Origin of the sequence: Rhodobacter aestuarii, assembly GCF_900156655.1 — a bacterium.
GTDB lineage: Bacteria > Pseudomonadota > Alphaproteobacteria > Rhodobacterales > Rhodobacteraceae > Rhodobacter > Rhodobacter aestuarii.
The window spans coordinates 67,433-93,081 of the sequence record NZ_FTOG01000012.1; the positions used below are offsets into that span (position 1 = coordinate 67,433).

42 protein-coding genes and 1 other RNA gene are annotated in these 25,649 nt (G+C 60.8%); 2 read left to right on the top strand and 41 right to left on the bottom strand.

Going from position 1 to position 25,649, the window contains the following annotated elements; genetic code table 11:
• Position 1: 1 nt before the first annotated feature.
• The 41 genes from BW967_RS15925 to BW967_RS16115 form a co-directional block, all read right to left on the bottom strand.
• On the bottom strand, positions 2-229 hold the full coding sequence (locus BW967_RS15925) for a DUF1799 domain-containing protein (RefSeq protein ID WP_245826579.1): 228 nt from the start codon (positions 227-229) through the stop codon (positions 2-4).
• Between the two features lie 125 nt (positions 230-354).
• Positions 355-732 (bottom strand): hypothetical protein, encoded by a 378-nt coding sequence (locus tag BW967_RS15930; RefSeq protein ID WP_076486090.1) that lies wholly within the window; start codon positions 730-732, stop codon positions 355-357.
• 10 nt (positions 733-742) lie between these two features.
• Positions 743-1,669, bottom strand: coding sequence for a phage tail tube protein (locus tag BW967_RS15935; RefSeq protein ID WP_076486091.1), 927 nt, complete (start codon positions 1,667-1,669; stop codon positions 743-745).
• Between the two features lie 2 nt (positions 1,670-1,671).
• Complete coding sequence (locus BW967_RS15940; protein ID WP_076486092.1) at positions 1,672-1,875, bottom strand: hypothetical protein; 204 nt, start codon at positions 1,873-1,875, stop codon at positions 1,672-1,674.
• A gap of 2 nt (positions 1,876-1,877) precedes the next feature.
• Positions 1,878-2,309 carry a phage tail terminator protein gene (locus BW967_RS15945; RefSeq protein WP_076486093.1) on the bottom strand — a complete coding sequence of 144 codons (432 nt, stop codon included), beginning with the start codon at positions 2,307-2,309 and terminating at the stop codon, positions 1,878-1,880.
• Positions 2,303-2,734: a gp436 family protein gene (locus tag BW967_RS15950; protein WP_076486094.1), complete on the bottom strand. Its 432-nt coding sequence runs from the start codon at positions 2,732-2,734 to the stop codon at positions 2,303-2,305. The genes BW967_RS15945 and BW967_RS15950 overlap by 7 nt, the downstream gene beginning before the upstream one ends.
• Complete coding sequence (locus BW967_RS15955; RefSeq protein WP_076486095.1) at positions 2,731-3,006, bottom strand: Acb2/Tad1 domain-containing protein; 276 nt, start codon at positions 3,004-3,006, stop codon at positions 2,731-2,733. The genes BW967_RS15950 and BW967_RS15955 overlap by 4 nt, the downstream gene beginning before the upstream one ends.
• 67 nt (positions 3,007-3,073) lie before the next feature.
• Positions 3,074-3,301, bottom strand: coding sequence for a DUF7210 family protein (locus BW967_RS15960; RefSeq protein WP_076486096.1), 228 nt, complete (start codon positions 3,299-3,301; stop codon positions 3,074-3,076).
• Positions 3,302-3,365: 64 nt separating this feature from the next.
• A complete protein-coding gene (locus BW967_RS15965) occupies positions 3,366-4,322 on the bottom strand; it encodes a major capsid protein (RefSeq protein WP_076486097.1) in 957 nt (318 codons plus the stop codon).
• A gap of 11 nt (positions 4,323-4,333) precedes the next feature.
• Complete coding sequence (locus BW967_RS15970; protein WP_076486098.1) at positions 4,334-4,678, bottom strand: DUF2190 family protein; 345 nt, start codon at positions 4,676-4,678, stop codon at positions 4,334-4,336.
• 12 nt (positions 4,679-4,690) lie between these two features.
• Positions 4,691-5,806 (bottom strand): hypothetical protein, encoded by a 1,116-nt coding sequence (locus tag BW967_RS15975; protein WP_076486099.1) that lies wholly within the window; start codon positions 5,804-5,806, stop codon positions 4,691-4,693.
• A gap of 269 nt (positions 5,807-6,075) precedes the next feature.
• On the bottom strand, positions 6,076-6,630 hold the full coding sequence (locus tag BW967_RS15980; protein WP_076486100.1) for a phage virion morphogenesis protein: 555 nt from the start codon (positions 6,628-6,630) through the stop codon (positions 6,076-6,078).
• Positions 6,631-6,733: 103 nt separating this feature from the next.
• The gene (locus BW967_RS15985; RefSeq protein WP_245826580.1) at positions 6,734-8,236 is read right to left on the bottom strand and encodes a PBECR2 nuclease fold domain-containing protein; all 1,503 of its coding nucleotides are present in this window, start codon (positions 8,234-8,236) and stop codon (positions 6,734-6,736) included.
• A gap of 65 nt (positions 8,237-8,301) precedes the next feature.
• On the bottom strand, positions 8,302-9,678 hold the full coding sequence (locus BW967_RS15990; protein WP_076486101.1) for a DUF935 domain-containing protein: 1,377 nt from the start codon (positions 9,676-9,678) through the stop codon (positions 8,302-8,304).
• On the bottom strand, positions 9,675-9,827 hold the full coding sequence (locus BW967_RS18770; protein WP_175610471.1) for a hypothetical protein: 153 nt from the start codon (positions 9,825-9,827) through the stop codon (positions 9,675-9,677). Before BW967_RS18770 ends, BW967_RS15990 begins: the two co-directional genes overlap by 4 nt.
• Positions 9,827-11,482: a phage terminase large subunit gene (terL, locus tag BW967_RS15995; RefSeq protein WP_076486102.1), complete on the bottom strand. Its 1,656-nt coding sequence runs from the start codon at positions 11,480-11,482 to the stop codon at positions 9,827-9,829. Before terL ends, BW967_RS18770 begins: the two co-directional genes overlap by 1 nt.
• A complete protein-coding gene (locus tag BW967_RS16000; protein ID WP_076486103.1) occupies positions 11,479-11,982 on the bottom strand; it encodes a DUF1804 family protein in 504 nt (167 codons plus the stop codon). Before BW967_RS16000 ends, terL begins: the two co-directional genes overlap by 4 nt.
• On the bottom strand, positions 11,969-12,229 hold the full coding sequence (locus BW967_RS16005) for a hemolysin XhlA family protein (RefSeq protein ID WP_076486104.1): 261 nt from the start codon (positions 12,227-12,229) through the stop codon (positions 11,969-11,971). The genes BW967_RS16000 and BW967_RS16005 overlap by 14 nt, the downstream gene beginning before the upstream one ends.
• Positions 12,226-12,738, bottom strand: coding sequence for a 3TM-type holin (locus BW967_RS16010; protein ID WP_076486105.1), 513 nt, complete (start codon positions 12,736-12,738; stop codon positions 12,226-12,228). The genes BW967_RS16005 and BW967_RS16010 overlap by 4 nt, the downstream gene beginning before the upstream one ends.
• Positions 12,738-13,670 carry a lysozyme gene (locus BW967_RS16015; protein ID WP_076486106.1) on the bottom strand — a complete coding sequence of 311 codons (933 nt, stop codon included), beginning with the start codon at positions 13,668-13,670 and terminating at the stop codon, positions 12,738-12,740. Before BW967_RS16015 ends, BW967_RS16010 begins: the two co-directional genes overlap by 1 nt.
• 73 nt (positions 13,671-13,743) lie before the next feature.
• The gene (locus BW967_RS16020; protein ID WP_076486107.1) at positions 13,744-14,112 is read right to left on the bottom strand and encodes a helix-turn-helix domain-containing protein; all 369 of its coding nucleotides are present in this window, start codon (positions 14,110-14,112) and stop codon (positions 13,744-13,746) included.
• Entirely contained in the window at positions 14,112-14,336 is a 225-nt protein-coding gene (locus BW967_RS16025; RefSeq protein WP_076486108.1) for a hypothetical protein, read from the bottom strand. The genes BW967_RS16020 and BW967_RS16025 overlap by 1 nt, the downstream gene beginning before the upstream one ends.
• The gene (locus tag BW967_RS16030) at positions 14,336-14,533 is read right to left on the bottom strand and encodes a hypothetical protein (protein ID WP_076486109.1); all 198 of its coding nucleotides are present in this window, start codon (positions 14,531-14,533) and stop codon (positions 14,336-14,338) included. Before BW967_RS16030 ends, BW967_RS16025 begins: the two co-directional genes overlap by 1 nt.
• A complete protein-coding gene (locus BW967_RS16035) occupies positions 14,530-14,979 on the bottom strand; it encodes a regulatory protein GemA (protein ID WP_245826581.1) in 450 nt (149 codons plus the stop codon). Before BW967_RS16035 ends, BW967_RS16030 begins: the two co-directional genes overlap by 4 nt.
• Entirely contained in the window at positions 14,976-15,194 is a 219-nt protein-coding gene (locus BW967_RS16040; protein ID WP_076486143.1) for a hypothetical protein, read from the bottom strand. The genes BW967_RS16035 and BW967_RS16040 overlap by 4 nt, the downstream gene beginning before the upstream one ends.
• 1 nt (position 15,195) lies before the next feature.
• A complete protein-coding gene (locus tag BW967_RS16045) occupies positions 15,196-16,161 on the bottom strand; it encodes a hypothetical protein (RefSeq protein ID WP_076486110.1) in 966 nt (321 codons plus the stop codon).
• A 6-nt stretch (positions 16,162-16,167) separates the two neighbouring features.
• An RNA gene (locus BW967_RS16050) (hammerhead ribozyme type II) lies at positions 16,168-16,239 on the bottom strand.
• Complete coding sequence (locus BW967_RS16055; RefSeq protein WP_076486111.1) at positions 16,239-16,520, bottom strand: HU family DNA-binding protein; 282 nt, start codon at positions 16,518-16,520, stop codon at positions 16,239-16,241. The genes BW967_RS16050 and BW967_RS16055 overlap by 1 nt, the downstream gene beginning before the upstream one ends.
• 73 nt (positions 16,521-16,593) lie before the next feature.
• Entirely contained in the window at positions 16,594-17,244 is a 651-nt protein-coding gene (locus tag BW967_RS16060) for a DUF3164 family protein (protein ID WP_076486112.1), read from the bottom strand.
• Positions 17,237-17,461 (bottom strand): hypothetical protein, encoded by a 225-nt coding sequence (locus BW967_RS16065; RefSeq protein ID WP_076486113.1) that lies wholly within the window; start codon positions 17,459-17,461, stop codon positions 17,237-17,239. Before BW967_RS16065 ends, BW967_RS16060 begins: the two co-directional genes overlap by 8 nt.
• Positions 17,454-17,819 carry a helix-turn-helix domain-containing protein gene (locus BW967_RS16070; protein WP_076486114.1) on the bottom strand — a complete coding sequence of 122 codons (366 nt, stop codon included), beginning with the start codon at positions 17,817-17,819 and terminating at the stop codon, positions 17,454-17,456. Before BW967_RS16070 ends, BW967_RS16065 begins: the two co-directional genes overlap by 8 nt.
• A complete protein-coding gene (locus BW967_RS16075; RefSeq protein ID WP_076486115.1) occupies positions 17,810-18,409 on the bottom strand; it encodes a hypothetical protein in 600 nt (199 codons plus the stop codon). The genes BW967_RS16070 and BW967_RS16075 overlap by 10 nt, the downstream gene beginning before the upstream one ends.
• Complete coding sequence (locus BW967_RS16080) at positions 18,409-19,176, bottom strand: AAA family ATPase (protein ID WP_076486116.1); 768 nt, start codon at positions 19,174-19,176, stop codon at positions 18,409-18,411. Before BW967_RS16080 ends, BW967_RS16075 begins: the two co-directional genes overlap by 1 nt.
• Positions 19,177-19,205: 29 nt before the next feature.
• Positions 19,206-21,431 carry a Mu transposase C-terminal domain-containing protein gene (locus BW967_RS16085; protein WP_076486144.1) on the bottom strand — a complete coding sequence of 742 codons (2,226 nt, stop codon included), beginning with the start codon at positions 21,429-21,431 and terminating at the stop codon, positions 19,206-19,208.
• 5 nt (positions 21,432-21,436) lie between these two features.
• The gene (locus BW967_RS16090) at positions 21,437-21,904 is read right to left on the bottom strand and encodes a hypothetical protein (protein WP_076486117.1); all 468 of its coding nucleotides are present in this window, start codon (positions 21,902-21,904) and stop codon (positions 21,437-21,439) included.
• Between the two features lies 1 nt (position 21,905).
• Entirely contained in the window at positions 21,906-22,754 is an 849-nt protein-coding gene (locus BW967_RS16095; protein WP_245826582.1) for a ParB/RepB/Spo0J family partition protein, read from the bottom strand.
• 55 nt (positions 22,755-22,809) lie between these two features.
• Positions 22,810-23,049 carry a Lar family restriction alleviation protein gene (locus BW967_RS16100; RefSeq protein WP_076486119.1) on the bottom strand — a complete coding sequence of 80 codons (240 nt, stop codon included), beginning with the start codon at positions 23,047-23,049 and terminating at the stop codon, positions 22,810-22,812.
• The gene (locus BW967_RS16105; RefSeq protein WP_076486120.1) at positions 23,049-23,330 is read right to left on the bottom strand and encodes a hypothetical protein; all 282 of its coding nucleotides are present in this window, start codon (positions 23,328-23,330) and stop codon (positions 23,049-23,051) included. Before BW967_RS16105 ends, BW967_RS16100 begins: the two co-directional genes overlap by 1 nt.
• On the bottom strand, positions 23,327-23,479 hold the full coding sequence (locus tag BW967_RS18775; protein WP_175610472.1) for a hypothetical protein: 153 nt from the start codon (positions 23,477-23,479) through the stop codon (positions 23,327-23,329). Before BW967_RS18775 ends, BW967_RS16105 begins: the two co-directional genes overlap by 4 nt.
• Positions 23,469-23,795 (bottom strand): hypothetical protein, encoded by a 327-nt coding sequence (locus tag BW967_RS16110; RefSeq protein ID WP_076486121.1) that lies wholly within the window; start codon positions 23,793-23,795, stop codon positions 23,469-23,471. The genes BW967_RS18775 and BW967_RS16110 overlap by 11 nt, the downstream gene beginning before the upstream one ends.
• On the bottom strand, positions 23,792-24,085 hold the full coding sequence (locus BW967_RS16115) for a helix-turn-helix domain-containing protein (RefSeq protein WP_076486122.1): 294 nt from the start codon (positions 24,083-24,085) through the stop codon (positions 23,792-23,794). Before BW967_RS16115 ends, BW967_RS16110 begins: the two co-directional genes overlap by 4 nt.
• Before the next feature lie 151 nt (positions 24,086-24,236).
• On the opposite strand from BW967_RS16115, the gene BW967_RS18985 reads away from it, so the two are divergent.
• Together BW967_RS18985 and BW967_RS16125 are read left to right on the top strand one after the other, a co-directional pair.
• Entirely contained in the window at positions 24,237-25,157 is a 921-nt protein-coding gene (locus BW967_RS18985) for a S24 family peptidase (protein ID WP_245826584.1), read from the top strand.
• Entirely contained in the window at positions 25,154-25,648 is a 495-nt protein-coding gene (locus BW967_RS16125; protein WP_076486123.1) for a hypothetical protein, read from the top strand. The genes BW967_RS18985 and BW967_RS16125 overlap by 4 nt, the downstream gene beginning before the upstream one ends.
• The last annotated feature ends 1 nt before the right edge of the window (position 25,649 follow it).

Consider the following 25,649-nt stretch of genomic DNA (forward strand, 5'->3'; position numbering starts at 1 on the left):
TTCACCGTCCCTCGAAAGCGTCGATCGCAGCGCGCTCCATCAGCTGCAGATCCGAAAAATTCACGTCGTCGTAGCCGCCGCGCCGAAGCACCACATCGACCCCGGCGTAATCGAGACTGAGCCACCGCCGCTCGCCATCGAACTGCCACCGCCACTGCGATGAGAGGTCGAGGAAAGCGCAGAAGGCGCGCCAGTTGCCCGCCCAGACCTCGATTACCGCCTCGGCCATCGGCGTGGCCTCAACTTGGGCCCCCATCGCTGCAAACTGTGCGGCAAGATCAGGGGTCAGGTTTGCAGCGCGGTGCGGATCGGTTCGGCCCAGCCACGCGAGGATCCATGCCCGCGCGGCGGCCGTCAGTTTCCCGTTTTCGCCTCCTGGCCAAAGCTCGCCTCTGCGATGGCGCGCATGACGCCCGTGCGAAACCAAGGCAGGCCCACTGCGTCATCCAAAAGCGCCTGCGCGAAGGGAACATCCGCGCCTTCTTCATCGATGACGCCACGCCAGCTGCGGCAAACCGCGCGCATCTGCTCCTTGTCGGCCGCGATCCGCTCGCGGTCCGTGGTCAGCGTGTCATAATGCTCTTTGTGCGCCAAAACGGCTTCGCGGGGCTGCGCCTCGAACTGCATCTCGAAGCTTTGCTCGAGGAACTGGCCTGCATTGTCCGGGTCGGGCATGCGCACTGTCACCGGCCACCAGTAGAGGTGCTTTGAGACCATCACGAATTTCGCCATTTCGGTCTCCTCAGCGCACGGTGATCATCAACTCATCGCGGCCTGCGACCGGGCAAAGCCCGAGTGGCAGCGAATAGTTCACGATGTTGTCGGTCTGGCCCTGCGTCGGCTTGCCGATCTCGACTGCCGGGGCCGAGATCTCGACAATGTTGCCTGCGGTCTTGCCATGCACCGCCGAGAGCGCGCCGCGCGTGCGGGCGCGTGCCGTTGCGAACCAATCGACCGTGGCAATCTGGCTTGCGACGACCACTGCCGTGCCCGAGGCCTTGCGATCGGTGACCTTCATCTCTTCCTCGCCAATCAGGAACCGCGGCGTGACCGTGTTGCCCAAATCGATCGACAAGCTCTCGGTCGGACCCGAATAGCCGTGCAAGGCGAGCGTGGTGTTGGCCGCCGAGACCGGATCGGGTGTGGTCCAGCCGGTCATCGCGACCGTTGGCATCGCCACATCTGCAACCGCGCCAAGCATGCCGGTGTAGCTGAAACGGAATTTCGGGATCTGTTTCGGCACGAGGTTCAGCGAGACATTGGCACGCCCGCCGACGAAGACGTGCTGCACGCCGTCTGAGTTGAAATAGAGCGTCCCGCTTTCTTGGGCCGCCTCAACAATGGTGTAATCTACGCGAGTTCCAGCGGTGATCACCTCGGCAAAGCCGCAAGCACGCAAGATCGAGCCATATTTCGGCACGGTCCCGGCAGCGCCCGCCCCAGCGATTTCGATGTCGAACTCGATCTTGCCGTATTCGGCCGTCAGGATCTCGCCTTGGTTGCCCATGTAGGGCAGCATCAAATCACGCGTGATCGAGGTCGCCTCATAGGGCGTGAAGTTGATATTCGTGGCGATCAACGCATCGGCAGCGGCCGGGGTGGCATCGGCGCCATAGGTCGCCTCGATCTTGTGGAGCATGGCCAGCGTCGGCCAACGGCGGGAAGTCATGGTCAGCGTCCTTTCGCTTTCGTCGCCTTCGCTTTGGCGGGGGTGTTGGTATCGGCGGAGGTGTCAGTTGAGAGGGTGCCCGGTGCCTCTCCCTCCGCCGACGGGGGCTTCGCATCGGCCTCAAGGGCCTCGGTATTCTCATCGCGCGCCATCGCGCCGGTTTCGGGATCTCGCAGCCAGCGGCCGCCTTGAAGGGGCTGGGTCATCGTCAGGCTCCTGTTAGAAAACGAGTGGTTGCCCAGGTCTGGACGTAAATGCTGACGCCTGTCGTCACCGGGCTTGCTTCGCCGCCGATCAGTTCGCAGGGGCTGGCCGTACCGGGCAGAATGTGGCCGGCCAGCGCGGCCTCGATGTCTTTCTTCAGGGCATCAAAGACGATGGCGCGATCTGCCCCCATCAGCTGGTCGTATTGGCGCACCACAATGCCCACCGCGAATTGCGCCTCGACCTGCTGGCGAAACCCGCCGCTCATCAAATCTTGCGGTTTGGCCCGCTCACGCCACGGCATGATGATCGCGGTGCCATGCTCGACAAGGCCCGCGCGGGCCGCGAGAACATCGATGTCCTCGGCGATCTCGACACCGGCCCAAGCGGGTTTGGGCAGTTCGGCCTGCAAATGAGCTAGAATTTCGCTCAGCATGAGCGCCACCCCGCCAGTTTGGTGGGGGTAAAGACCGGAGCGGGGTGCACAGCCATCACGGTGGCGTCAGAAACCACAGGCGGCTCCGCCCCGGCATCAACTGGCAAGGTGATCAGGCCGCGCGAAACATCCTTCAACGCTGTGATCGCATCCTTGTAATCTTGCGCCACATGCTCGGGCGCGCCGTTGCGGTGCAGCGTGTAGCGGGCGATGCTCACGGCCCAGCCATTGACAATCGGCGGCACCGAGGCGAGCGGCAGGGCATATTTCTTGCCGATGTAGCCATTGATCGTGTCGTCAGCATTGGAAAGCGCGGCTGCGATCACGGAGGCATCGAAAACCCCGTCGCGGTCACGGTCCGCGATCTGGCGCAGTTCGGCTTCGCCTGCGCGGTCGATCAAATCGTCGAGCGTGGCGTAGGTCATGATTTCGCCCAGTCGAGCATGGCGATCACGGTGCTCGGTTCGAGCGCGATCCGCTGCGGCTGAAACGCCGCCCGGTTTACGGCCATGAAGCCTTGCTCGATATGCGTGCGGCCGATCTGCAGCCAGCGCTGATCCACGCTGGGATCGCCGACCATGCTGTCGAGTTGACGCAAAACAAGCTCTTCGATGCTCTTGTTGGCATTGACCACGGCAACCGCCTCGTCGCTTTGCGGGCGGTAGCCGGAAACCGGAAGTCCTTTATGCGCGCTCATCTGATCTGACCTTTGGGACGTTGGGGTGCGCGGGCCGATGACCGCCCCGCGCGTGGGCAAAGGCTCCTCAGACCTTCGCCTTGCCGCTGCCCGCCTTGCGCGTGGTCTTTGCGGCTTGGGGAGGATCGTCGACGACGATTTCGGGATCAGCGGCAGGCGCATCCGGGGCAATTGCGCCTGCCGCCAAAAGCTGGGCGCGTTCGGTGGGGGTCACGGTGATCGTCTCGCCCGGTTTTTTGAAAGCGCCGCGCAGTTTCGCGGGGCCGGTCAAAACCACTTCGGTTTCGTCTGCCATCTTCAGCTCCTGTCGGTTTAAGCAAGCGGGCGGCGCACCGCCCGCTCCTAAAACCGACCGCCGATTAGGCTGCGGCCGCGCCAGCGTCTTGGAACAGGAACCCGCCCTCGGCCCCCGTCAGGATCACACGCCGCTCAGAGGTCGTCGGGTAAATCCAGCTGTCGCAGTCGCGCTCGAAATAGGGCTGCTGGACCTGCGGATAGCCGGAAAGTTCATAGGTGTAGCCATAAGACGGCACCTGATAGCTCTCGCCGGTCATCGGCACATAGGCCAAAACAGCGTCATTGCCCCAAACATCACTGGCCAGCGTGTCATCGGCGGCATTTTCCGGCAACCAAACCGCTTTGCCGACCACCACGCGCGCGACGTCAAAATAGGCCGCCAACATTTCCGCGGTGATGCTGTCTTTGGAGGTGTATTTGAACTGCTCTTTGACCTTGGGATGGTTCTTCAGCGCAGTGAACGCCGAAGGGCCAAGAACCAGCGTATTCGGGTAGCGCCCGATCGACCGGCGCACCGCTTCTTTGCCCGCATCCACATCTGCAACGGGGTTCGAGCTGTCGGAGGTCCAGCGGTCGGTGGTCGTAAGCGCCACTTTGTGGTTCGCGTCATAATTGGCCGCGCTGCGCGCAAGTTGGGCGGCAGCATATTCGTGACCCAGATCGATCACGTTCAAGACCATGTTCACGGCCCCCGCGCCAAGATCGACGCCAGGCACCGAAGCGGCTTCTTGCTGATGTTCGATCGGGACAAGCCCTTCGAGCGCATCTTGCACAAGCGACACCGGATCCGAGGCATAGCCATATTGCACGCGCTTTTTCTTGGCACCCGGCGCACGGCGAGTGTTCAGCATGCGGAACGCTTCTTTGCCGAACTTGATCACCCGCATCGCGCGGTTCGGGATCGGCACGCGCGGAAACAGCACCTCGGAGATGAACTCGGCGTTGCGGTAGCCCCGCGCATGGGTGGACAGGATCGGATCGACAACGGCCGCAGTCCGCTGGTTCAAAGGTTGGTTCATGGGATCGCTCCTCAGCGGATCAGGATTTGAACGAATTCCCCATCGGCAGCGGCCGTCAGGGCTTCAGCGAAGATGTTGGTGTCGGTTCCGGGCACAGCCGTGCGCACACCGCCACCGGTCGCGGTGCAGAGCGGCGCACCCTTGGCGATCGCACCGACGGCAGTGACGGTTTCGGTGCCAAGCGCGGTCAGCGCGATGTCGAGCCCCACTTCGGTGGCGGGGTTTTGAGCGACACCTTTGACAGGCTGATCTTCGGTGGTGATCGGCGTGTCGCTGAAATCGACAAGATCACCGGCATTGCAGAGGGCCGTCATCGTGCCCGTCAGCGTCAAAATGGAATGATAGGTCCGCAGCATGGGGTTCTCCGATCAGGACACGGTGCGCACGGCGGTGAGATAATCCGTGCCGGGGTTGGCGCGCTGATAGGCCAGCGCCTTTTGGTGGGTGGCCAAAGCGGCGGCGTCGACCGCCTTGCCGTCGGCAGCAAAGCTTGCGGGCTTCGCGGCGTCAGGATCTGCACCGAGATCGGTCTCGCCGAACTGGACGATCTTCGGTTGGGCCGAGAGGATATCGCGCAGCGCTTTGGCCAAATCGACCTGTTGGCCTCCTTCAGCAAAGGCCACGGTGGCCCCTTTGGGCAGCGCATCAAGCACGGCCACTGTCTGATCTTTCGAGGCAGGCAGAAGCTTGCCATCGGTGACCAGAGCCTCGGCGAAGGCTGCGTTTTCATCGTGGGCGGTTTTGGCTTCACGCGCGGCAATCGCCTTTTCGCGCGCGGCAAGGTCGGCCTCGCGCGCAGCGAAGGCCGGATCGGGCTGAGACATGGGCGGATCCTTTTCAGGTTTGAGGGGGAGGGGCGTCTGTTCTGCGAAAGCAGACGGTTCTGGCATCGCGGGAAGTTCCATCTCGCCAAGCCATTCGAGACGGTAAGGCGGCAGGGCTTTGTCGGCGTCTTCCATGCCGAATTTCTCAATCAGAAAATCGCGCAGCGTGCGCAGGACCGAGGCGGTTTCTTCAAAGCCGTGCGCGCCAAAGCTCGCGGTAAAGACTGCATCGGCGACGCCTGCAAATTGCGCATTGCGCAGCCCCGAAACAGCGGGCGCGGCCGCACCAAGAAACCCAACGTGCTTGGGATACCACGTGCCGGGTACCGGGTTGTGGGGCTGCCCCGGTGAAAAGAACGACATCGACACCTTTTTGAACCGGCCGCCCTTCACCAGTTCGGCAAATTGCGGCTCGATTTCGTGCAGTTCGGCGACGAGACGATCCGCTTGCTGGTCATAGTGAAAGCTTTTGATCCAGCCATAGGCTGGGGCATCGGTTTCGGGGTGGCCCACAACGATGGGCGCCGGAGCCGTTTCTGGATCATAGGCGTCAGCGATCGCGCGCAGATCGCCCGCAGAATAGGTGATCGGGTCGCCAGCCATCGGCGTGAAGGTGCCGGGGCGAAAAACCTCAATGCGCGCGGTGATGGGCTTGCTCATGTGTCCGTCCTGATGATGACGAGACACCCTTCGCATGGCCCGAAAAGCAAAACCCCCGGACAGGTGTCCGGGGGATGCGTGGTGGCTTAGGGTGAGGTGATCATAGGCGGGGGAAGCGCGCGACCGCAACGCCATTCTGCGGGCCGGGATCAAATGCCGCGAGAGAGCGATCCTAACGGGGGGTTAACGGGGGGCGTTTGTCTTTTGCGGGCATCCGGACCGAAAAGCGGCCAAGGCCCCTCAGCGGCGAAAAAACGGGGCATCCTCCGTTATTGACTTAGCCAGTCCTCTGCATCCTCCAAAATGCCGATTTCGTCCTCGGGCGAGATCCCGATATAGGGGCGTGCGGGAATGGTGATCGTGTGAGCCTTGATCTTCACCTCGCGCCCACCTTCTTCAGACCGCTTGGCGAAGCGCCGCCCGACCATATAGCGGCTGCTTTCGGGTTTCTGGATCGTCCCGCCCAGCTGATGGATCGCCGCATAGACCTTCGGCGAGCCAATCCGCACCTCCTCGGCCGAGGCGATATAGTTGATCGACCCTGCCAGCGAAGAGCCTGCCATGCCTTTTGAATTCGAGCGCAGGATCGTCAGTGGCAATTGGCCCCGCTTTTGGCGCTGTTTGATGGTACGCGGGGCAAGTGACACCCAAGGCGCACCTTGCGGATCAGTCTGTGTTTCGAACCGATCTCGGGTCGAGCTTAAAAGCCGCTCGCCCACCGAGGCATAAAATGGCTGCGGGTTCTCCATTCGCGTCAGCAGATCACGCAAAGTGTCGCGCGCTGCCAAATCCTGTAGTTCGACCTTGATGCTGATCCCGGCCATCGTTCAAAACTCTCCTCGCTCGTGGTCTCTTTATCGTGTCTTCAGGGGAGGCGGTGTTTGCCCTCAAACTCCCGTCGGTCTGGCGATCCAAGCACTAGGGCTGCTATTTCCTTTTCCAGATCAGTTTCCCGTTTCGCTGAAGATGGATATTCGCAAAATCCGGATGGGGCTGGTTCTGCGGACCATAGCCGGTCACTTGGAACCAAATCTTTCGGCCAAGATCGAAGAGAGCAAATACCGGACGTTCCGGGTCAATGCGAACGTAACGCCGCACCACCTCATAGAGGAACTCGCCCGGATGCTCTGGGTCGGGGATGGCACGCAGGGACAACCAGATTTCATCTGGGTCCATCAGCGTTTCGGCGAGCAACAGCACATGATCGCTATGCCCGCGCTTGACCGATTTCCATGCGCCTGAGGGATCCTTGAAAAGATCATCCGCAATCAGGATCCGCGCACCAGATACATCGGTCCAGAGCTTCGAGGTTCCGGGCTCAAGCCCGAACTTCTCAAGGAAGGCCTTCGCATAGTCTTCCGGATCCAGATCGGGCGGCAAAAGCGTGGCACTGAATGGCTTGGCGCGGGCGCGCAAAGCCTCGATCGAATCCGGGGTGTCGACCGATATCACCTTCGGGGTTGCGGTCGCCTGATCTCGTCGGCTGGTCGTATTGCCAAGCTCGGCCGGTTCGATCAATTCGCGGCGGAAGGCGCTCTGCCATGTGTCGCCGGGCATGTAGTCCCAGCCATAGCCGATCCCTTCGGGCAGATTGGTCACAAGGCCCGTGGTTTTGTCGAGGTGCTTGCGCAATACGATTTTGGGCGCTTGATCTGGCCCGCTTTTGCCCATGCGCCGCAGATCACCGCGCGAAAGGGTGCGCACACCGCAACTGCAGGCCCAGTCATTGGGCGGGAAATGCACATCCCACCACGGATCGTTCCACATCAAAACCAGATCGTGCCAAGCTTCGTGCTCGGGACGCGGGTTGAGCGGGACGCGGGTTTCGCCGTGGCGGTACTGCCAATAGGGGCGGATCTTCACCATATCCGGGTCGCGCATTTGGCGCAGGCGGCCTGCCATGTAGCTCGTGCGGATGTTCGTCTCGAAGATCGTGCGGATCCGCCAGTTGCGTCCGCCATTGTAGGACCATCCGTATTTCTCAACGATCCGGTCGAACTCCCCGGCAAAGGCTTTGATGTCGTATGTCTTTGCCCCCTCTATGATTGCTTGCTGGAACTCCTCAAGCATCGCCATATCGGTGACACCGGCCACCACGAAGGCGCGATCGTGATCGCTGCGCATCGCTTCGGTCCAAGCCTGTGTCGGCATGCCCCGCTTCTGCGTCAGAAAGTCGATCTGCTCACGAAACTCCTGACGGGTGAAATCTGGCTCGGCAAAGAGCAGATCATCACCGTCAGCAAAAGCCGCCTCGCGCCCCTCGAGCGCAGCGAGCTGCATCGCCTGGACGAAGAGGGCTGCCAAGGCATCGGGCGTCCAGGTCGCGCTAAGCGCAAGTACCGCCTGCGCTGCCGCGTCAAAATCGACGGCCTCTCGGAGCGCCTCGCGAACACCTGCAATGCGCCGCGTAAAATGCCGCGCGGCGGCCATGATTGCCTGATCAGTGATCCGCTCGACCGGACCACCTGGCTCAGCAAAGCAGACGTGCCGATGCGTCAGGCTTTTTTTTTGAGCGGGCGGGCGGCGAAGGTTGGATCGCCGTTCACGAACGGGTCAGACGCAGCGGGGGCGGTTCCAAAGGCGTGGCGCGCCTCGACCAGCGCATCGAGGGTCTTGTCACTCAGCCGGTTGGCGATGTCGAAGCCCAAGATGTAGTCGCGCGCAACGTCATCATCTTCAAACCGCGCCGATTCAGAAACCACGGTGCGGATCGCCTTCGCACTGGCTTCGTCGGCCTCGGCTTGCGATTTCTTCGTCTCAGCAGCGGCTTTCTGGTTTTCCGGGCGTTCGCGCCAGATCTTCGGAACCGCCGCGCCGGGCAGGTTATAGTCGACGATCCAAGTGATCAGCTGGTCGGTCAGGGTGCCCGAGAGCAGATCACCGTCGCCATCGGCCAAAAGCTCGAGCATCTCCTGATGCACCTCGCCGAGCGCGCGATTGCCGCCGCTTTCGCTCACCTGCGTGGTGAGCGTTTCGCCCGTCGTGGCAATCGAGATCTGCCGGTCCCAATAATTCAGGAACTGTTCATAGGTGACACTGCCGGACCGGCTTGCCTCTAGAAACTCCGCATCGGTGCCGATCGGCACCACCACAGCCGAGGCAGTCCGCGCTTCGGTCAAGGTGTTCAGAAGCTTGCGCTGCTCCTCAGGCAACGACCCGATCGGCGATTTGCCCACGATGGTCGGCCCGGCAAATTTCTCAAGGAAATGCAGCCAAAAGGTGATCCCTTCGCGCTTAAAGAGCACCGGCCAGAATAAGCGGCTGCCGAGCCCGAGCCCATAGGGGTTTTCGCCTTTCACGCCAACGCGGTGGACGATGAATTTGCGCTCGGGCAGCTCGATCCCTTCCATCATCGCCGTCCAGGTCAAAAGCCGGGGGCGCCACTCGGTATCAAAGGCAAAGCGGCGCTGGTCGATCGACTTGATCTTGACCGGCTTGATCCGATTACCCTCGCGCGCCCAGACGACTTCGCTCACCGCAAAGCCCTTCAGCGTGGCATCAAGCAGATCTTTGCAAACCTGGTCGAAGGGTAGGGCGCTGATCATCTCTTCAACGAGATCGGCCGCGTCCTTGTCGATCGGGCGTTCGCCCCCCGGCTCGACCTTCCAATCGCGTGAAATCAGCGCCCCTTTGCGCTTTTCGAGCATCGCCCCGGCATGGGTATCTCGCTCGATCTCATCATAGATCTTGAGCCCCTTGCCGCCGCCCTGCTGGATCAGCGTATCGTCAGCATTCTGTAATACCCCGGAAAAGAACGGGATGGTGATGTCGTTGCGCGCATTGGCGATCAGCGTTTTCGCCTCGGCAGGCAGGTTTTTGCGGGGCTCAGTCGCAAAGGCGGTAGAACGGTTGTGGCGTTTATTGCGGCTCATTCCTGCCCCCGGCAGTTGGTGAAGAGAAGTTGAATCGGACCGATCATCAGGCAGCGATCAAAGGCGTCGTCGGCACCTGCGGAAAACCAACCAAGCCGCCATTGGAAGCTGATACCGATGCCAATGAGGGTCAGGCCTTGTCCACGCATCACCGACCTCCCAACCGATAGCCGCCCAGGCGGTCGCCCCCGGTGGGCGTGCTCGCTGTCAGCATATCCCCGCCGCCGCCTTTTCCGGCGTAAAACAGGGTGTTTTGCCAAAGCATGTCGAGTGTATCGGGCCCGTCATCATGGTCTCCGTTCGGCCATTGCTGCAGCTGGTCGATCAAGGTGCGTTGCGCGGGGTTGAAGCGGATCAAGCCCGCCAAGACCGGGGGCTGAAGGCGCTCGATGCGCAAATCCTTGTCGGTCGATGGCGTGATCGGCACTGCCGAAATGCCCACCCCTTCCTTCGCGGCCCGTGTCATCAGCTCGGTGCGCAGGAATTCTTGGAACTGGACGGTTTCAACAAACCACATCAGCGCGCGATATTCGCGCTGCAGCGCAATGGTGTCGGATATGATCACATCGGGCAGGCGCTTGCGGATCGAGGCCTCGACCACATCCATCCGGCCTTCCATGCGATCAAACCCGCCGATCAAGATTGCCGAAGGGTCGCGGCCCTTGCTCTTCTTGCCAAGGCTGGGGTCGATTGCCCCAAAGAAGATCCACTCGCGCAGCGGCTGCACCCAATAGGTCAGATCGCCAAACGGGTTGCCCTCGCTGATCGGCTTATTCTGATATTCGGTCTGGAACGCGGCTTTGTCGGCCGCGCGCTCGAGCATAAGGAACAGCAACGGTTGCACCGAGGGCCAGTTGACCACCGCGCCCTGATCCATCTCGGCCTTGCGCGCCTCGTAGAACGCCTTGGCCGCATCCTCTCCATCATTGTGATAGACTTCTTCGAACTGATCCCACAGGTCCATTCGGTCTGGGAACTTCACCACCGCTTGGAATTCGGTCACGTTCCACAAAGGTGCCTTGGCCGCGCGAACGATCACGGCGTCGAAATGCAAAACTGTGCCGACCCAGATCACGTCCATGCTGCCATCGGGCGGACCGACTTTCAGCGCAGCGCGGTAAATCCAGTTCCAGAGCTTCGCGCGTTGTTCGGGGCTGCGCACCTGTTCATCGTTCTCGATATCGTCAAGGAACAAAAGATCAGGCCGGTAAGGGCCGTGCCGCCGCCCCCGGATCTTCTTGGCCGCGCCCAGTCCTTCGACGCGGATATTGTTGCGCGTAACGATCTCGCCCTCGCGCCAAAGCCGCCCGGCGCCGAAAGCGTCAGGAAAATCATTCTGCAAACGGACGTTTGTTGTGAGCTCTGCCTTGATCGCCTCGATCAGAAGCGCGGCCTGTTCGTAGACGTCGCAGATCTCGATGATGTAGCGCTTGAGCCCTCGCGCGATGCAGTAAAGCGCAAAGCCGAGCGACAGGTGGGTCGATTTGGAAGCCCCGCGCGGCGCGATGAAAAGATCGCGCACACCCTTTTCCGAGGCGAGGATCTCCGGCACGCGCGCGAAGATATGCTGGTGAAACAGCGAGTGCTCGCCCTTCACGTAATGCGGCAGGTAGGTTTCCATGAAGAACTGGAACCCATCGGGCTCTGCCACCCGCGCCAAGCGCGCTTTCTTCGCGGCGGGATCGGGCGAGAACGCCTCGACGTTCAGTTCGATGTGGCGGGCGAATTCGCTGGCCATCTCCGCGATCTTGTCGCGGAAGCCCTGTTTGCTGACGGCGGCCTTCAGCTGCGGCCGCCGGGTCATGATGTGTAGATCTCTGCCAGCCGCTCACTGAAGGGCTCGATGATCTCAAGGATCGCGGCCGAGTGTTGCGGGAAATTCTCGCGCACGAAGTCGAGCATCTTGCCCATGACGTCTTGCGCCACGCCAAGCTCCGAAATCTTCGGCGCAAATTTCTTAGCGCTGGCGGCCATCTTGGTCATCGCGTCCGACAGCGAGACCAGCATCGACACCTTTTCCGCGGTTGTGTGATTGCCCGATTTGATTTCTTCGAGGATCTCTTGGGCTTGGATCATGAAATCTTCGACTACGGTAGACACCACCGCCTCGACGCCTTCGCCTGCGATTACATGCGCGGTGCGGGCACGGTCCCAATCGTCGCCCTGTTCTTTGGCGGACTTTTTCCAGCGTCCGACGGTCGCCTCGGAAATCCCGTAAGCCGCCGCGATCGTGGCGGCCGTAAAACGACGAAAGACATAGTCAGACCGGGCCTTGCGGCGTGCTTCCTCGTTACTGCGTGCCATTCAGCCCCCCTGAGACAACGAAGGTGATTGCAGCCGCGACGAGGCCGCCGATAATGAGCCGGATCAGCCAAGTGATGCTGGAGCGAATGGAATCGAGCTTGTCGGTGGTGTTGTTGCGCCATTCCGCCATCGTGGCACCGTCGAGTTCGATCTTGCGAATCCGCTCTTCATGACCATCAAGGCGCAGATGCGCCCGGTTCAAACTGTCCGCAAAATGGCTGGGAATATGGCCCGGTACGTCCGTCATTTTCCGCCACCCCGCCATTTTGTGACCGCGTCCTTCACGGTATGGCCGCCCATATAAAGGCCCATGTAAAGGCCCGAGATCTGGACCAGCTCCGCGAAGGGCACCTGAGGCAGGGCCAGCTTCCAAACCGCGTTCGCGACATGCAGCAAGACCACATTCCAAAGCCAGAGGAACCCGAGCAGATACATGCCGGCAGGCCGCCAAGCGCGCATCCAGATCGGTTCGCTGGCCTCTGCGGCAAGCTGAGCGCGCTGGAGTTCAATACCTGCGGCATAGAGCGCGATCAGTTCCGGGCTACGCTCTTCGACGTCGCGCAGCGCCTGCGTGACAAGCGCGGGCTGTTCCACCGCCGCTTGGTCGAGTTGGTCAACAGGCACGCCAACCTGCTCGGCCACGGCGCCCAAGACATCACCGGCCAACTGGCCCGCACCGTCGCCGAACTTCTTGGCAATGATCCGTTCAACGACTTTGAGACCGGCCGAACCGGCAAGAGTTGCAAGTGCAGACATCAGAAGCTCCGAAGCAGGGCGGCCAATCGGGGCGCGCGGTTTGTGAGTTTGACCGCGATCACGTCGCGGTATTGCCAAGCGCGCCACAGCGCCCAGAGGGTGATCACGCCAGCAAGGGCACCAATCACCCAAGGTTGCGCCGCGATCCAATCGGTGACGTCAGAGGTGCCTTCGGGCAGCGTCGTGGTTGCCCCGGCCGAGGCGGTTGCCCCAACCGCAGGCGTTGCCGCTTTGGCCTTCGCCGCCGCGTCGATCCGGCGCTGCAGCGTGGACAGGGTGGCGCGGCCGATCAGGCCGTCCGGGGTGAGCGCGTGGTCAGACTGGAAGCGACGCACCTCGGCCGCATCGATCGTTTTGGGATTGCCGCCGACCTTATAGCCGAGCGCCGAAAAAGCCCCCATAGCCTCAAACTTCTCGTCAACGGTCATCGTCAGCGTCCACCGGGCAAAGCCGATTGATTTCGAGGTAAGCTCCTGCGTGAGGACGGGATATTTCGCATCGAAGAGGATCTTCAACTCGCGGTCACGGCGCTTGACGAGGCCGGGCAGCACCTTGCCGCCGCCTTTGTTCCAAAGCCGGAATTTGGCTTCCACGGCGGCGCGGGCTGCTTTTTGCACCCACAGCTTGACCCAGCTCGCCTTGCGGATGGCCCCGGTGTTCCAATCGAAAAGCACGCCAGCGTCAAATTCATGCTGCAGCGCACCCGGCATAGCGCTTGCCACGCGCGGCTCATAATTGCGCGCCAAGGCCAGTTTCGCCAATTCGCGCGAACGCGCTTTGGTAATCACCATGCCCGGCTTCGGATCAATCACGCCTGAAGCGGCTGTCAGCCCGAGGCCGATCGTCCATTTGTGCGCGGGGCACAGATAAGCCTTCAGGACTTCGCCTTCTTCGAGAACAAGCGCCTCGATTCCTTGCTCGCTCGTTTGCATTTCTTGCTCCTCGCGCGTTTCCCCACCCCTGACACGCGCGCGAAAGCAAAACCCCCGGACACAGGTCCGGGGGTCAATCGTTAGGAAAGAGAGGGAGCTGATCTGGTGGCCGGTTCGCAAGCCGTCGCACATGGCGTTGCGAAATCCCAAGGGCTGCGGCGATCTCGCGCCGCCCGCGTCCGGTCTCGGCAAGCCTTTGCACCTCGAGGCGCTTCTTTGCTGCCCGGCCATGCGGCACATAAAGCCGTTGCCCCGAGAGGAAATGGCATAGATCCCGCGCCCGTTCTTCGCCAAAGGCTTTCACCAGTGCCGACGATGGTTTGTTGCGCGGGAATTCGACCTCCTGCCCACCAAACTGTTGCATGAGAGTGAGCACCACGCCAAGGCCGAAAGTTTCGGCCACATCGACGAGCGACTCGGGCACGTCAAAATTGCGGGTCATCAGTGTTCCTCCGGCGCAGGAAGGGCGAGCCGCCGTTTCGGTTCTTGTTTGTCATTTTGCGATCTCTGCACCTCTGCCAATCCGCGAAGTGCATCGCCGAGCGCCCAAGGATCTGAGGTTTCGAGCGTGATCTTAATGGTAGATTTGCCGCTACTCGTTCCAGAGGACGAAAAGCTTTTGAGGCGCAACGGGTTTTGACGGTCGCCGTCGATCCAGAAGGCCATCACACATCTTCCTCGCCTACAGGTAGACCCGCTACGCTCACCGTCACTTTGTACCTTAGATCATCCATCTCGAAGTGCCACTGGGCCAGAGCACCTGGCAAAGCCATATTCATTGTGCGCACTCGGTCAGCCATCTCGACAATTTTGGCACCGATGTCGATCAAATCCTGATCTGCAAAGTCTGCTTCTTCTGTCACTTCTGCTCTCCCTCTCGCGGCAATTCGGTCGGAATATTGTTCCGCTTGCACCACGCCTGCAGCGCCTCAATCACAGTGCTGATCTGGCGGGCCTCGGTCATTCGGTCGATGTCGATCGGCACTGCGCCCCACGCGGCCCCATAGCGGGAACGGATGAAAGCATTGAGCCCTTTGGCTCCGCCCACCTTCACCACCCCTGCCTTGTGCAAGAGCCCCCAAAGCACATGGCAATAGCGAACGTCTGCCCGTTTCGCAGGCGGGCGCTTGCCGCTTGTTTTGGAAAATCCCATGCGCTGCATCTCGTCAAGAACGGCGGTTTTCTGACGGTCAGACATCACCTTGAGCGAGGCCTTGCCGGTGACGCGTTCAAGCATCGCGCGGTAATCATCCTCGGCCATGCCAAGCTTCCCCTTGGCGATATTGATCACGGCATTGAGGTTGGTCACTGAACACCTCCCGCATGCGCTTTGAGAATGGCAACTTCGATCTCATCGGCCCCGAAATTCGTCGGAGCCGCCTCAATATGAAACACAGCGCCTGTGCACATCGTCACCCGCAGCGCTTTGTAGCCGCTAGGCTTCGGAGTGGGCCCGGTGACCCACTCCATCGCCGCGACGAACTGCGGGTTGATATGCACCCCGAAATCGGTCGAGATCAGCATCTCAGGCCGCCCCGGCACGGGCGCGCAGCACCTGCAAAAGCTGCGCTTGTTTTTCGATCGTCACCCCATCGGGCGTCAGCGCAATGAAGCGCGCCTTGGCCTTGCCGAATTCGACGCCAAGATCGTCCGCGACTTCGGCCATCTGCTTTCCACGGGCCAGACCTTCGATCAGGTCAAGATCGCGTTGCGCGGTCCAGCCGTCGCGATAGCCGAGCTTGCCAAGCATTTCGACCAGTTGGCGCCACCAAAACGGGCGCGTCTCATTCTCGGCAGGCGCGGTGGCGGCGGGGGCATCCTTCGGAGAGGGAACATCGTCTTTCTTTTGCTTGCGGCTCCACATCCCGTATTTGCCCCGCAGCTGCGGCATGGGCACGCCCAGTGTCTCAGCCACATCGTTCATCCCCGCACCGCCTTTGATCGCGACAAAAGCCCCCTCCCAATCGCTCTCGGTTGGCTCTGCTTTCGGGGCTTCCGCTTGCTCAGCGGCGGCTTCCGCAGCCACATCTTGTTTCATCGAATCCACAATGGCATCCAAAAGCTTGTTCGCGTCGATTTTTCGACCGTCAACTTTTTGCGCAGGCATTGCCGCTTCGCTGTGGGGGCCTTCGCCCTCGACCTCAGCCAATGCCGCCGCGCGATCTTTCACCAACGGCACCGGATCACGCGGTGCGCTTTCACTCTCGATCGGCCACGCGCCATCATCATCGCCAAAATCACGGGTCGCTTTTCCGCCTTCAAGCGTGCCCGCATGGATCGTGAAGGTCAGCACAACCTCTTCGTCTTCATCGGGGCATTCCTCCCCTGCATCTTCAAAGCCAGGCAGGATCGGTTCGCGCAGGCTTTCATAGTCGTTGAGGCTTTCGGCCACGGTCGCGGCCAACGCCGGGTCGTAAAACAGGGCCACGCGGAACGGCTTCAATACGCAAAGCTCCGTGCTCCCGTCGGCAAGGTGGTTCAGGGTGTACATTCCATCCTCCAGCTGCTCATCAGGCCCCGGCCACCACGCCGAGACGACGCCCTCGGTCGCCCGAGGAACGTTTCGCGTTAGGATTTCTTCGGTTTCGCGGGCTTGAACGCCAAATGCGTGCTGGCCGGGATTTCGACCTCGGCGCCGGTGGCCGGGTTGCGGCCCATGCGGGCCTTTTTGTGCCGCTGCTCAAAGGAGCCAAAGCCGATGAGAGTCACCTTGGACCCGGCAGCGGTCTGGTCGGTGATTTCGCCAAGCGTGGCATCGAGCATGTCTTTGACGTTGGTCTTTGCAAAACCTGTCTTCGCCGCGACGGCGTCGATCAGATCGGATTTCGAAAAAGTGGTCGTTTTAGCCATGGGTCTCTCCTGTTTGGCTGTGGTGGGTCCGCGAGTGGCGGGGGGATCGGCCGGAGTGGTCGGCCGGGAAATTTCAGGCTTTTGCGAGGTCGATCGTCACCGAAGTCCACGGCGCATCGGGCGCGCTACGCATCTGGATCCGGTAATAGGTTTTCGAGCCGACGACGCGGATCGCCTCGCGGATCGCATCCATCGCGCGGTTCCAGCGGGCATCTTCCACCTGAAGACCAAGCATCGTGAACAGAAGGGCGCGGTTCACTTGGCCCTCTTTATCGGTGTTGAACGTCTTGGTGATCAGCGCGCGGATCTCCGGGCGGCTGTCAGAGGCCCAGTCATTGAGGCATTCATCAAGTAAGGCCTTGCCGATTTGCAACTCTGGGCCGAAGTCCATCAAGTCGTTGACCCGCACCTCGATCTTCATCAGCCCGTCATGGGTTTGATAGGTGCGATTGCCCTTCGGGCCACCCTTGGTAAGGTTGTATTCCTGCTCAAGAATAGCGTCGAAAGCGCCCAGATCCTCAAACGTATGCTCTTTGAAGCGCTTGACCTGATCACTGAGCGCCAAGGCAAAGCCCATGATTTTGCGCACGGTTTCATCTTCAAGCAGGTGTTGCGGCTTGATCAGTTCGACAGGCATCAGCGCGCCCTTGGCATCGGCCATGTAGGGCTTTCCATTGACCTCAACGATGCCCGTGGGCACTGCAGCGGGGGAGAAATCAGACATTCTGGGGTTCCTTGTTGCGGGTGGTGGTAAAGGTGAGTTGGGGCACCGGTGCGCCGGGGTAGATCGGCGTGAGCCCACAATCGGCAAGAAGGCAGGCCATGGCTTCGATCTCCTGAAAGCTGACCATGGTGATGCCTCGGGCCCCCCAAAGGTCGATCTTCCCAAGGCCGGTTCCGGCGCGGGTCACGATCTCCTCCGGGGTCAGACGATCAGACATCGTCGCCTCCTTTCAGCGGGTTGATGGGGCAGGCACGACATGCGCCCCAATGGCGAAGTTTTTCGGGGTTCGAGGTGGACATCGGTGCCGCGGCAAAGCGGCGGCAGTCTTCTGCCGGGATGCCCCGGCGCAGGTGCGGGCACATCATCTGGTCGCGATAGAGCCGCATCACCGCCGCGCCGTGCTTGCGCGTCACCAGATCAAGGCTTTTGGCCGGATAGGTGCCATTGATCAGCATCGAAACAGAGGGGCGCGGCATGCCGATCTCGCTAGCAATCTGCGTGATTGACTTGCCTTTGGCCTTTTCCGCGCGCAGCAATTCGACCCACTCTGGCGGGGGGAGATCGATCAAGGACACGGCTTCGCCTCCCCGATCTTGATCTCGATTCCGGTATTGAAATCGAACAGAACCTTCGGGCGGGGCCGGTAAACCGGCGCCAAGGCCCCTGTGTTCTTGATCAGCCGAAACCGTTTGAAGCCGGGCGAGGTGAGCTTCGTGCCTTGAACCTTAGAGGTTAGGTCGATCACATACCCCGCCGCGACCAGAACCCGCAGATAATGGCGAAGATTGTAGTTCGGGTCCGCCTCACCACGTTCGGCCGCAGATATCACTTCGCCCATCGTGAAGATGCCAAGCACGCGCATGGCCTTCCAAGCGCGCACCCGGAAGGTGTCATGCTGGCGGCGGATCTTACCGTGCGCTTTGGCGGGGCCAGAGTTGACGCGAAAGCCATTGCGTACCTGGATCAAGCCACGCTCAGACAGGCGATATTCACCGGGTTCGCTGTGGCGATCCATCAGCCCGTGATCCGCAAGCTTTACCGCCGCGCGGATGATCTGCTCCTTCGAATAGATCATCGTCTCGCAAAGTGCGTCGAGGTAATGGGTCTCGCCATCACACAAAACGTCAATCAGCGCATTGGGAACAGTACCGGGGGCAAGCCGCATCAGTAGGCCCCCGGAACAGCCACAGCAGAGCCGGTGTTGCGGTTATGCATGATCACTTGACCCGCCATGTCTGCAACGCTGACGCCCTCGCCAATGTCGTCCAGCCGATGGCCAAAGCGTTCGATATAGCCAATCGCTTCAACCACCTCGCGGTTAAATCCGCTGCTCGCGCGATGCACGAATTCGACCAGATCGGGCGCAACTGGCACCTCGCACCGCTTCTCGATCAGCGCCTGAACATCGCCAAGCGTGGCCAGATCAAAGCGGACCCGGCGCGGGGCCCGGCTCTCGATCTGCGGATAACGCTTGATCATGTCGCGAAGGGTGCCCATGCCGACAAGGATCGTCGGGATCTGCAGAGCGTCAGAAATACCCCGGATCGTTTCCATGACTTCGCGTTTGCCAGCAACGAGGTCACATTCATCGACGATCCAGCCAAAGGGTTGCCGCGCAATCTGCGCCGCGTGATATTTTTCGAACAGCAGCTCGATCACGCGCTCATAGCGCTTGGCTTTGCTGCGCGGCGGTTCTTCGCCTAATTCACGCAGCAGGTTGTGTATGAACATCGTGCCGTCCCAGCCCACCTGTGCGCGGATGTAGACCGCGTCATTCTGGGCCTGCCAGCGCGCCATGGCCGAGGTCTTACCAAGGCCGGGTTTGCCGTCGACCACGACCATGCAGGCTTCTTTCGCCCCGCGATGTTCCAGATCCGCCAGCGCCCCAAGAAATTTCCGGACATTCTCCGTCTCGACAAACACATCCCGCATTTTCTATGCTCTCCTCATTGTCTTGATCGTCAGGCAGCGCCGCGAAGCAGCTTTGCGAGGGCATCGAGGTCGACGCCTGACGATCGGAAATATTCGACCGAAGTCGGTTGGTTCATGCAGTCACGAAGGATGCGCATTTGCCCATCCGACGCTTCTCCGGGGTGCTCGATCGCCCAGAGGGCCAAATCGAGATCAGACGCGAACCGGGGTTTCTTGGCCGCGTTTAGCGGCACGTTTGCCCGCACCGCTTCAGGTGCTTGCGGTTCCCGAATGAAATTGGCCACTGGCTCGACCGGGCGCTCCACAATGAGCGGCGCAGCGGCCTCGGCCTCGATGTCGCGCAACTTCGCCTGAACCCGCTTCTTGCGGCCCTCAAGGCGGTCCCGCTCGACTTTGTCTTGAAGGGTGCGCGGGATGAAATCGGTGCGGTTGCCGCCAAAACGGGCCACACAGATCAGCGGTCCCGGCTCGCCATCATCTGCAATCTCGCGCACCCAAACATGCTCGGCCTGATTGTCGTCATAACCGACGAGAACCCGCACGCCGTGATAGGCTTCAAGCCGTTCATGGAAAAAGGTGTTACGGTTCCATTCAACCAGACCACGGCGCACGACGCGCACTTCATAGGGCCGGAACAGATCGTCAATTTCGCCCGGATCGGGCAACAGGGCCTCAAACCCGTCACGCACATGCGCCGCCCAAGCCTCGTTCGGGCTCATGTGGCGCAATGTTCCGGTTTCTGGGTCTTCAAAGCGGGGCAGCGCAGAATGCGGGCGATCGTTATATTCGGCCACAGCGCGTTCGCAGGTATCAAGAAACTCTTCCCAAGGCATCAGCAGCCGTGACTCGCCAAATTCCTTGATGTCGCGGCGGGTCTTACGATGTGCGAACTGGCTCGCCTCCTTGTCCATATCGGCCCCGATATAGGTGGGGAACCGTTTCGACAGCGGGTTCCAAACGGTTTTGTTGAACCGCTCGATGATGCCTTTGGCTTGGCTGTTATAGGGCAGAGCATGCATCTTTGTGATCGAGAGCCGCGCCATCAGACCGCTGGCCTCGGTGTCAAAGGTCTTGTTTTTGTAGCCTGCGCCGCGGTCGGTATAGAACATCGCCGGAATGCCGTGGTTCTCACAGGCCCGACGTAGGGCCTCGGTCACCGCGATCACGTTCTCTTTCCGGCTCACCGCAATGCCCACGCATTTGCGGGTCGCCACATCAAGGATCGAGGTCAGTTCGGGGCGCATCGGCAGGCGCGAGCGCGGATCGGCGATCTCGGCGTCGAAGGTTTTGCCATCGGCGGTGTAAACCGTGGTCGGCAACAGGTTCTCTGTCGAGCGCTCGATATAGGCCATACGCGAGCGCAGCGTCAGCAGTCCTTCGCGCCCGACATTGCGCTCAATATCGTTGAGCTTATTCCTGAGCACATACCGCACCTGCGAAATCGTCAGGCGTAGATGCTCTGGCGGATCTGTTTTCAGATACTCGGAAAGCGCTTCGGTCGCGTCTGGCTTCGTGCCGATTGCATAGTGCTTCAAGAAACCCGCGAAACCTGCAGGGATTGGATCGACAGTTTTCGTCGGCGCGGGCGCCAAAGCCACCACCGCGCCTGCATCGCGCGCTTGAAACCAACGCCACAAGGACCGTTCCGACAGCTTTGCAATTCCTCCTCGCGCCCGCGCATTGGCTGTCAGGATTGTGTCCGCAGTGACGCCAAAGCCCTCGACCATTGGGTCAGGCCGTTGCAAAAGCTTTGCTTCTGCGGGGGTGACAGGCTGATGATCGGCGATCTTCTCACTTGCCGCGATCCGGGCCAAATGGACATTCTGTGCCTCCAAGAAGGCCCGGATCGCCCAAGCGCGGCCTTGCCCCTTGGCCACGGCAAAAGCGTCGATCGCGCGGGTGATCTCCGCGCGGGCTTCCCGCGCGCCAACGGCATGTTTGGGCTGATGGGCAGCGCGCAGCGCATCAAGCTGGCGCTCTTCGCGCAGGGCCTGCGCGTTCATGGCATGAACCACGCAGGTCTTCGCCTCACTGCCCGCCAAAGCGGCTTGCAAATCGGTGGGTAGGGCTGAGAAATGATATTCCATCCCACCGCCACGCCCGGCGCGCTTGCGGGCAAGCAGGCCTTCATTCCATCCTTGGCGCTCGGCCAAGGCCCGAAAGTTTCGTTCGCTCTTGGGATAACCAGCAAGACCTCTGCGGCTGACAGCCTCAGCCAGTTCGCGGGCGGTGAACCATTCCTGACGGGTGACCATATCTTTCACCGGTTCACCCTCCGGCGTGCGGCAAGCGCGTTGCGCCGCGCCTGCATCTCTTCGATATGCTCTTCAAGCAGCCGCTCTTCGATCAGCGCGGCATATTCATCCTCGATGACCGTCAGACCGAATTCGCCCGGCACAAACCCCAGAAGATCGCGCGCACCGGTGACATGGACCAGCGCGACAAAAGCGTCGAGCGGGATCCGATGCTCGTCCGACCCTTCCGAAGCCCATTTGTTCAAGATCGCCTCAGAGACCGGGCGGCCAAGATAGTCAGCCATTTCACGGGCCACGCGGGCGCGGTTCAGACCGTTATCGCGCGCATCCCGCAGTGCATGAGCGATGATCCGCGCGATCTTGCTGTCGAGCCGCCCACGCCCAATGACGTCGGCGCTGTAGCCGAGAGCCACCTTCGGCGGCTGCCACTCGAAGAGGTCTTTCGTCAAAGGATCACGGCGACGGGGAGGCATATCAGATTTTCCCCTGCCGCTTGAGGGAGGCGATCACACGCGCCTCATGCGCCAACAGCACCCGGTCCAGCGTCACATCATCCAGATCGGCAATCACCTTATGCGCGGCGGTATAGCGTTTTTCAAAAACGTCAGGCCGCACCCCGCGCTCAATCAGCACCAGCGCATCCCCCACGCCCCCGGCAACGGGCGGCTCGCTCAGGATCATGTCGCAAATTCGTTCCTGCCGGGCGGGCGATTGCTGCGAAAGCAGCTTGATTTCCGATTGGTTGGTGGCGGTTTTGGTGCCTGCCAGGCGGCGGCGACTGTCGGGCGTCAGGCCCGTCCAGATCTTCACGGCGATCTGAATGGCGCGCTTTGACAGGCCGATCTTCTCAGCGGTTGCCGATGCGAACGAAAAGATTTCGCCCGCATCCGAATTCCAGCGTTTTGCAGCTAGGTCTGCGCCACTAACTGCCTTCGCCTCCGGGTGCATCCGCTCATAGACCACTTTTAGCTCATAAAGATGCTGCGCGCGGTCCAGCGCAGTCAATTCATTGCGGCCAAGGTTTTCCAAAACCTCATCCATCCGCGCTTCGTCATTGCTTTGCTCGGCCGCCACCCGCGCGGGGATCGCGCTGCGACCCAATTGCTCAAAGGCGCGCAGCCGGTGTAGCCCCGCCACCAGCACATAGGCGGGCTGGTCGTCGCTATGGGAAAAATGCGGGCGCACGGTGATCGGGTGCATAAGCCCCTGCGCCTCAATAAGGCCCGCCAGCGCAGCAGCCCCATCTGGGTCAAACGACCGCGCGCGATCTTCGGGCACGCGGATCAAATCGACCGCGATCTCGGTAAAACGTCCGGTAGTCATGCCTGTATCCACTTGTTTTGACCTTCAAAGCGGCGGGAAATGCCCGCGCGCCACGTCAGCAGCCCGCTTGGGCTGCCAACAAATGATCTACCTGTTCGGCATCTTTGGCGGGTAGCGTGGCGCGCGTGTTCCAAGCGTCGATCAAGCTGCCCTTGAAGCCGATACGCTTTGCGAAGACCGAAGGCTTCACCGGGCAGGCATCATTCGGGCAATGCAAATACCCGTCGGATTGCGTGCCATAGAGCTTGGCCTGCGCCCCGCAAAACGGGCATGGCTTCAACGCAACTTGCGCCATCACGCCACCCTCCCGATCGAAGCCGCCTTGGCCTCGGCGGTCACCGCAACCATCCAGTTGCGCACCGCCTGCGCCCGGTTCCGCACCGAAGTGGCGCGAAATCCATAGGCGCGGGCTTCAAAACGATCACCACTGACCCGCACATCGCCGAGCGTGGCTGCCAAAAAAGCCGAAACCAACGCACTGGCAGGCTCGCTTTCAAGACGTTTTGCCAGCGCCACAGCTGCGGCATGGCGTTTGATCGTCGGGCGGGGACCACTGTGGAAATGACGAACCATCATTGCAGCCACCCTACGATCAGGTGAACGAGCCGCACCCAAAACGTCAGACCGAAAGTCATGGCAATGATGATCCACCAACCGCTTGCGAAGCGCGCAGGCCGGATCGCGCTCGAAAACTGCGCGAATTGATGCACGAGATTAGACAGCATGGCCCACCTCCGTGATCGGCCCCATCCCCGAGACCGGCATCGCCACGCTCACAGGCCGGGCCATCATCGTGGCCACCGCCGCGCGCAGTGCCGCGTCTTCGCTCACGGCCTTGCGGCCCTCTTGCTCATGCGCCTCGGCAATCAAGAAGGTTTGCAACTGGCGCAGGCTCTGCGCGAGCCGTGAGCGGGTCCAATCATCAGGGCGCACACCGCCCGACAGGATCGCGATCACTTCCCCCAGATCACCCGCCGAGCGCCGAAAACCCTCGGCAGACCCGTCAAGAAGGGGGCGGTCTTTGGACGAAATCGGGTTCATGCGGCGGCTCCTTTGTCAGAAAGACGCGCCGCCTTTTCCCTTGCGATCCGGGCCTCATTCTCGGCAGAAAGGAGCGAGGACTTCCGAATGGGATAACGAGTCGGAAAAAGTTCCGCCGCGGGCACGTCGAGAAATTCGGCGATAGCCTTTTCGGCTGGGCGCGAAGGGCGGCTCCAAACGGACCGCATCTGGCTCGGATTGATGCCCGCGAGCTCGGCAAGACCCGTCAGGGTCATGCCCGCTTCTTCTAGGGCACATTTGATCTGGGCTTTCGTCCAGATTTTACTCATCTGGTTGGCCTCCTGTTGAAAGTCGATGTTGGCGCATCGGCTTTTTTCAGTGTCACTTGTTGCAATCGCAGGCGGCTTTAGTCGTCTGCATATGAAAAGGAGTAAGGACAAATCTGTCCCATGTAAAGGACAGATTTGTCTGAATTGGCGGATGTTCTTTTTTGACCACCAATCAGATGACAACACGCCACCAGACGTGAACCGCGAGGCCGACCTCGGCGCTCGGCTGGCGGCGGTGTCTGATGTTGTTGGGATAGACGCTATTGCGAAGAAAACTGGCAAATCTAACAAGCAGTTAAAGAGGTATTTTGGCGGTGCAGAGCCGCCGTTCAGCGTGCTTCGTGATGTCGTAGCGCTATCGGGCGCGAGCTACGAATGGCTTGCCTCAGGACGCCCCGTATCGGACAGCGATGGTCGCTATGTCGAAGCATTCTATGATCGCGAGCTGAAGGCTCTTCGCAATGCTGATAGGACAAATATGTCCGCGTCGGCTGCACTTGAGTTGAGCCGTGAGATCGAAACTGTGACCGATCTGCTTGCGTCAAATCGAAAACTCATGAAGTTGCGGGGCGGGGATCATGTGTCTCGAGGCAAGAATACTGACGGAGAGCCAAACCCAGTTCAGCCAATCATGGATTTCAACCAACCGGATTTTGTCAAATTGCCAATTTACAACGATGTGCAGGCCTCGGCCGGGCCGGGAGCTGTCCCGGTCTCAGAGCAGGCCGATGGTGTGGTAGCTTTCACTCGCCGCTTCCTCTCCAATCAGGGCGCGAGGCCGGATCACTGCTCGGTCATCTGGGCGCGCGGAACTTCGATGAAGCCGACCATCCCCGACGGCGCGCTTCTCGTCGTCGATCACAGCCAGCGCGAGGTCGAGCATGGCTGCATCTACGTCTTCAACGTGTCAGACCGTCTATTGGTCAAGCGCGCCCGCTGGCGTCTCGACGGCCGCCTCGAACTCGTCTCAGACAACGCAGAGGAAGGCTATCCGGTCGAAATCTTCGGGGCTGACTCCGTCGACCAACTCCGCGTCGTTGGCCGAGTGGTTTATTTTGGGAGGACACCGTGAGCGGACAGGGTAGCTACTTTGTCGATGTCATCGGTTTCGGCCAGAGTGTCGATATCATGCCCATGGTCCGAGAGGCTTTGACGCAGTGCGTGTTGAGGCACGATTTTTCGGAGCTAGAAGTCGCTGAACTTGTTGAGATGGCAGTACGTGGAAAACGCATCCCTGCAGCAACAACGGATCGCATCGAGGGACAGATGCTTTGGGTTTTGACGCGCTACGTGATCTCTCGGGTCCAGTCGGAGTATCGCGTCGGGCAGATTCGCGACGCAGTGTCGAATGGCAGTCGCACGCATGTCACGCTTCAGAGCTTGGGGCCAGATCCGCTGTGCGATGGCGCCCTCAAGTTGTTCGGGCGATGGCTGCGCGTCGACGAATTGCTGCCGTTTCCTTTGGATGGGTGCGAGTGTGAAAGATGCGGGTGCGACTATCGTACCTACACCAGACGTGACGCCGCACGCGCGCATCCGGATTGGCCCGATCTAACCGCTTGAT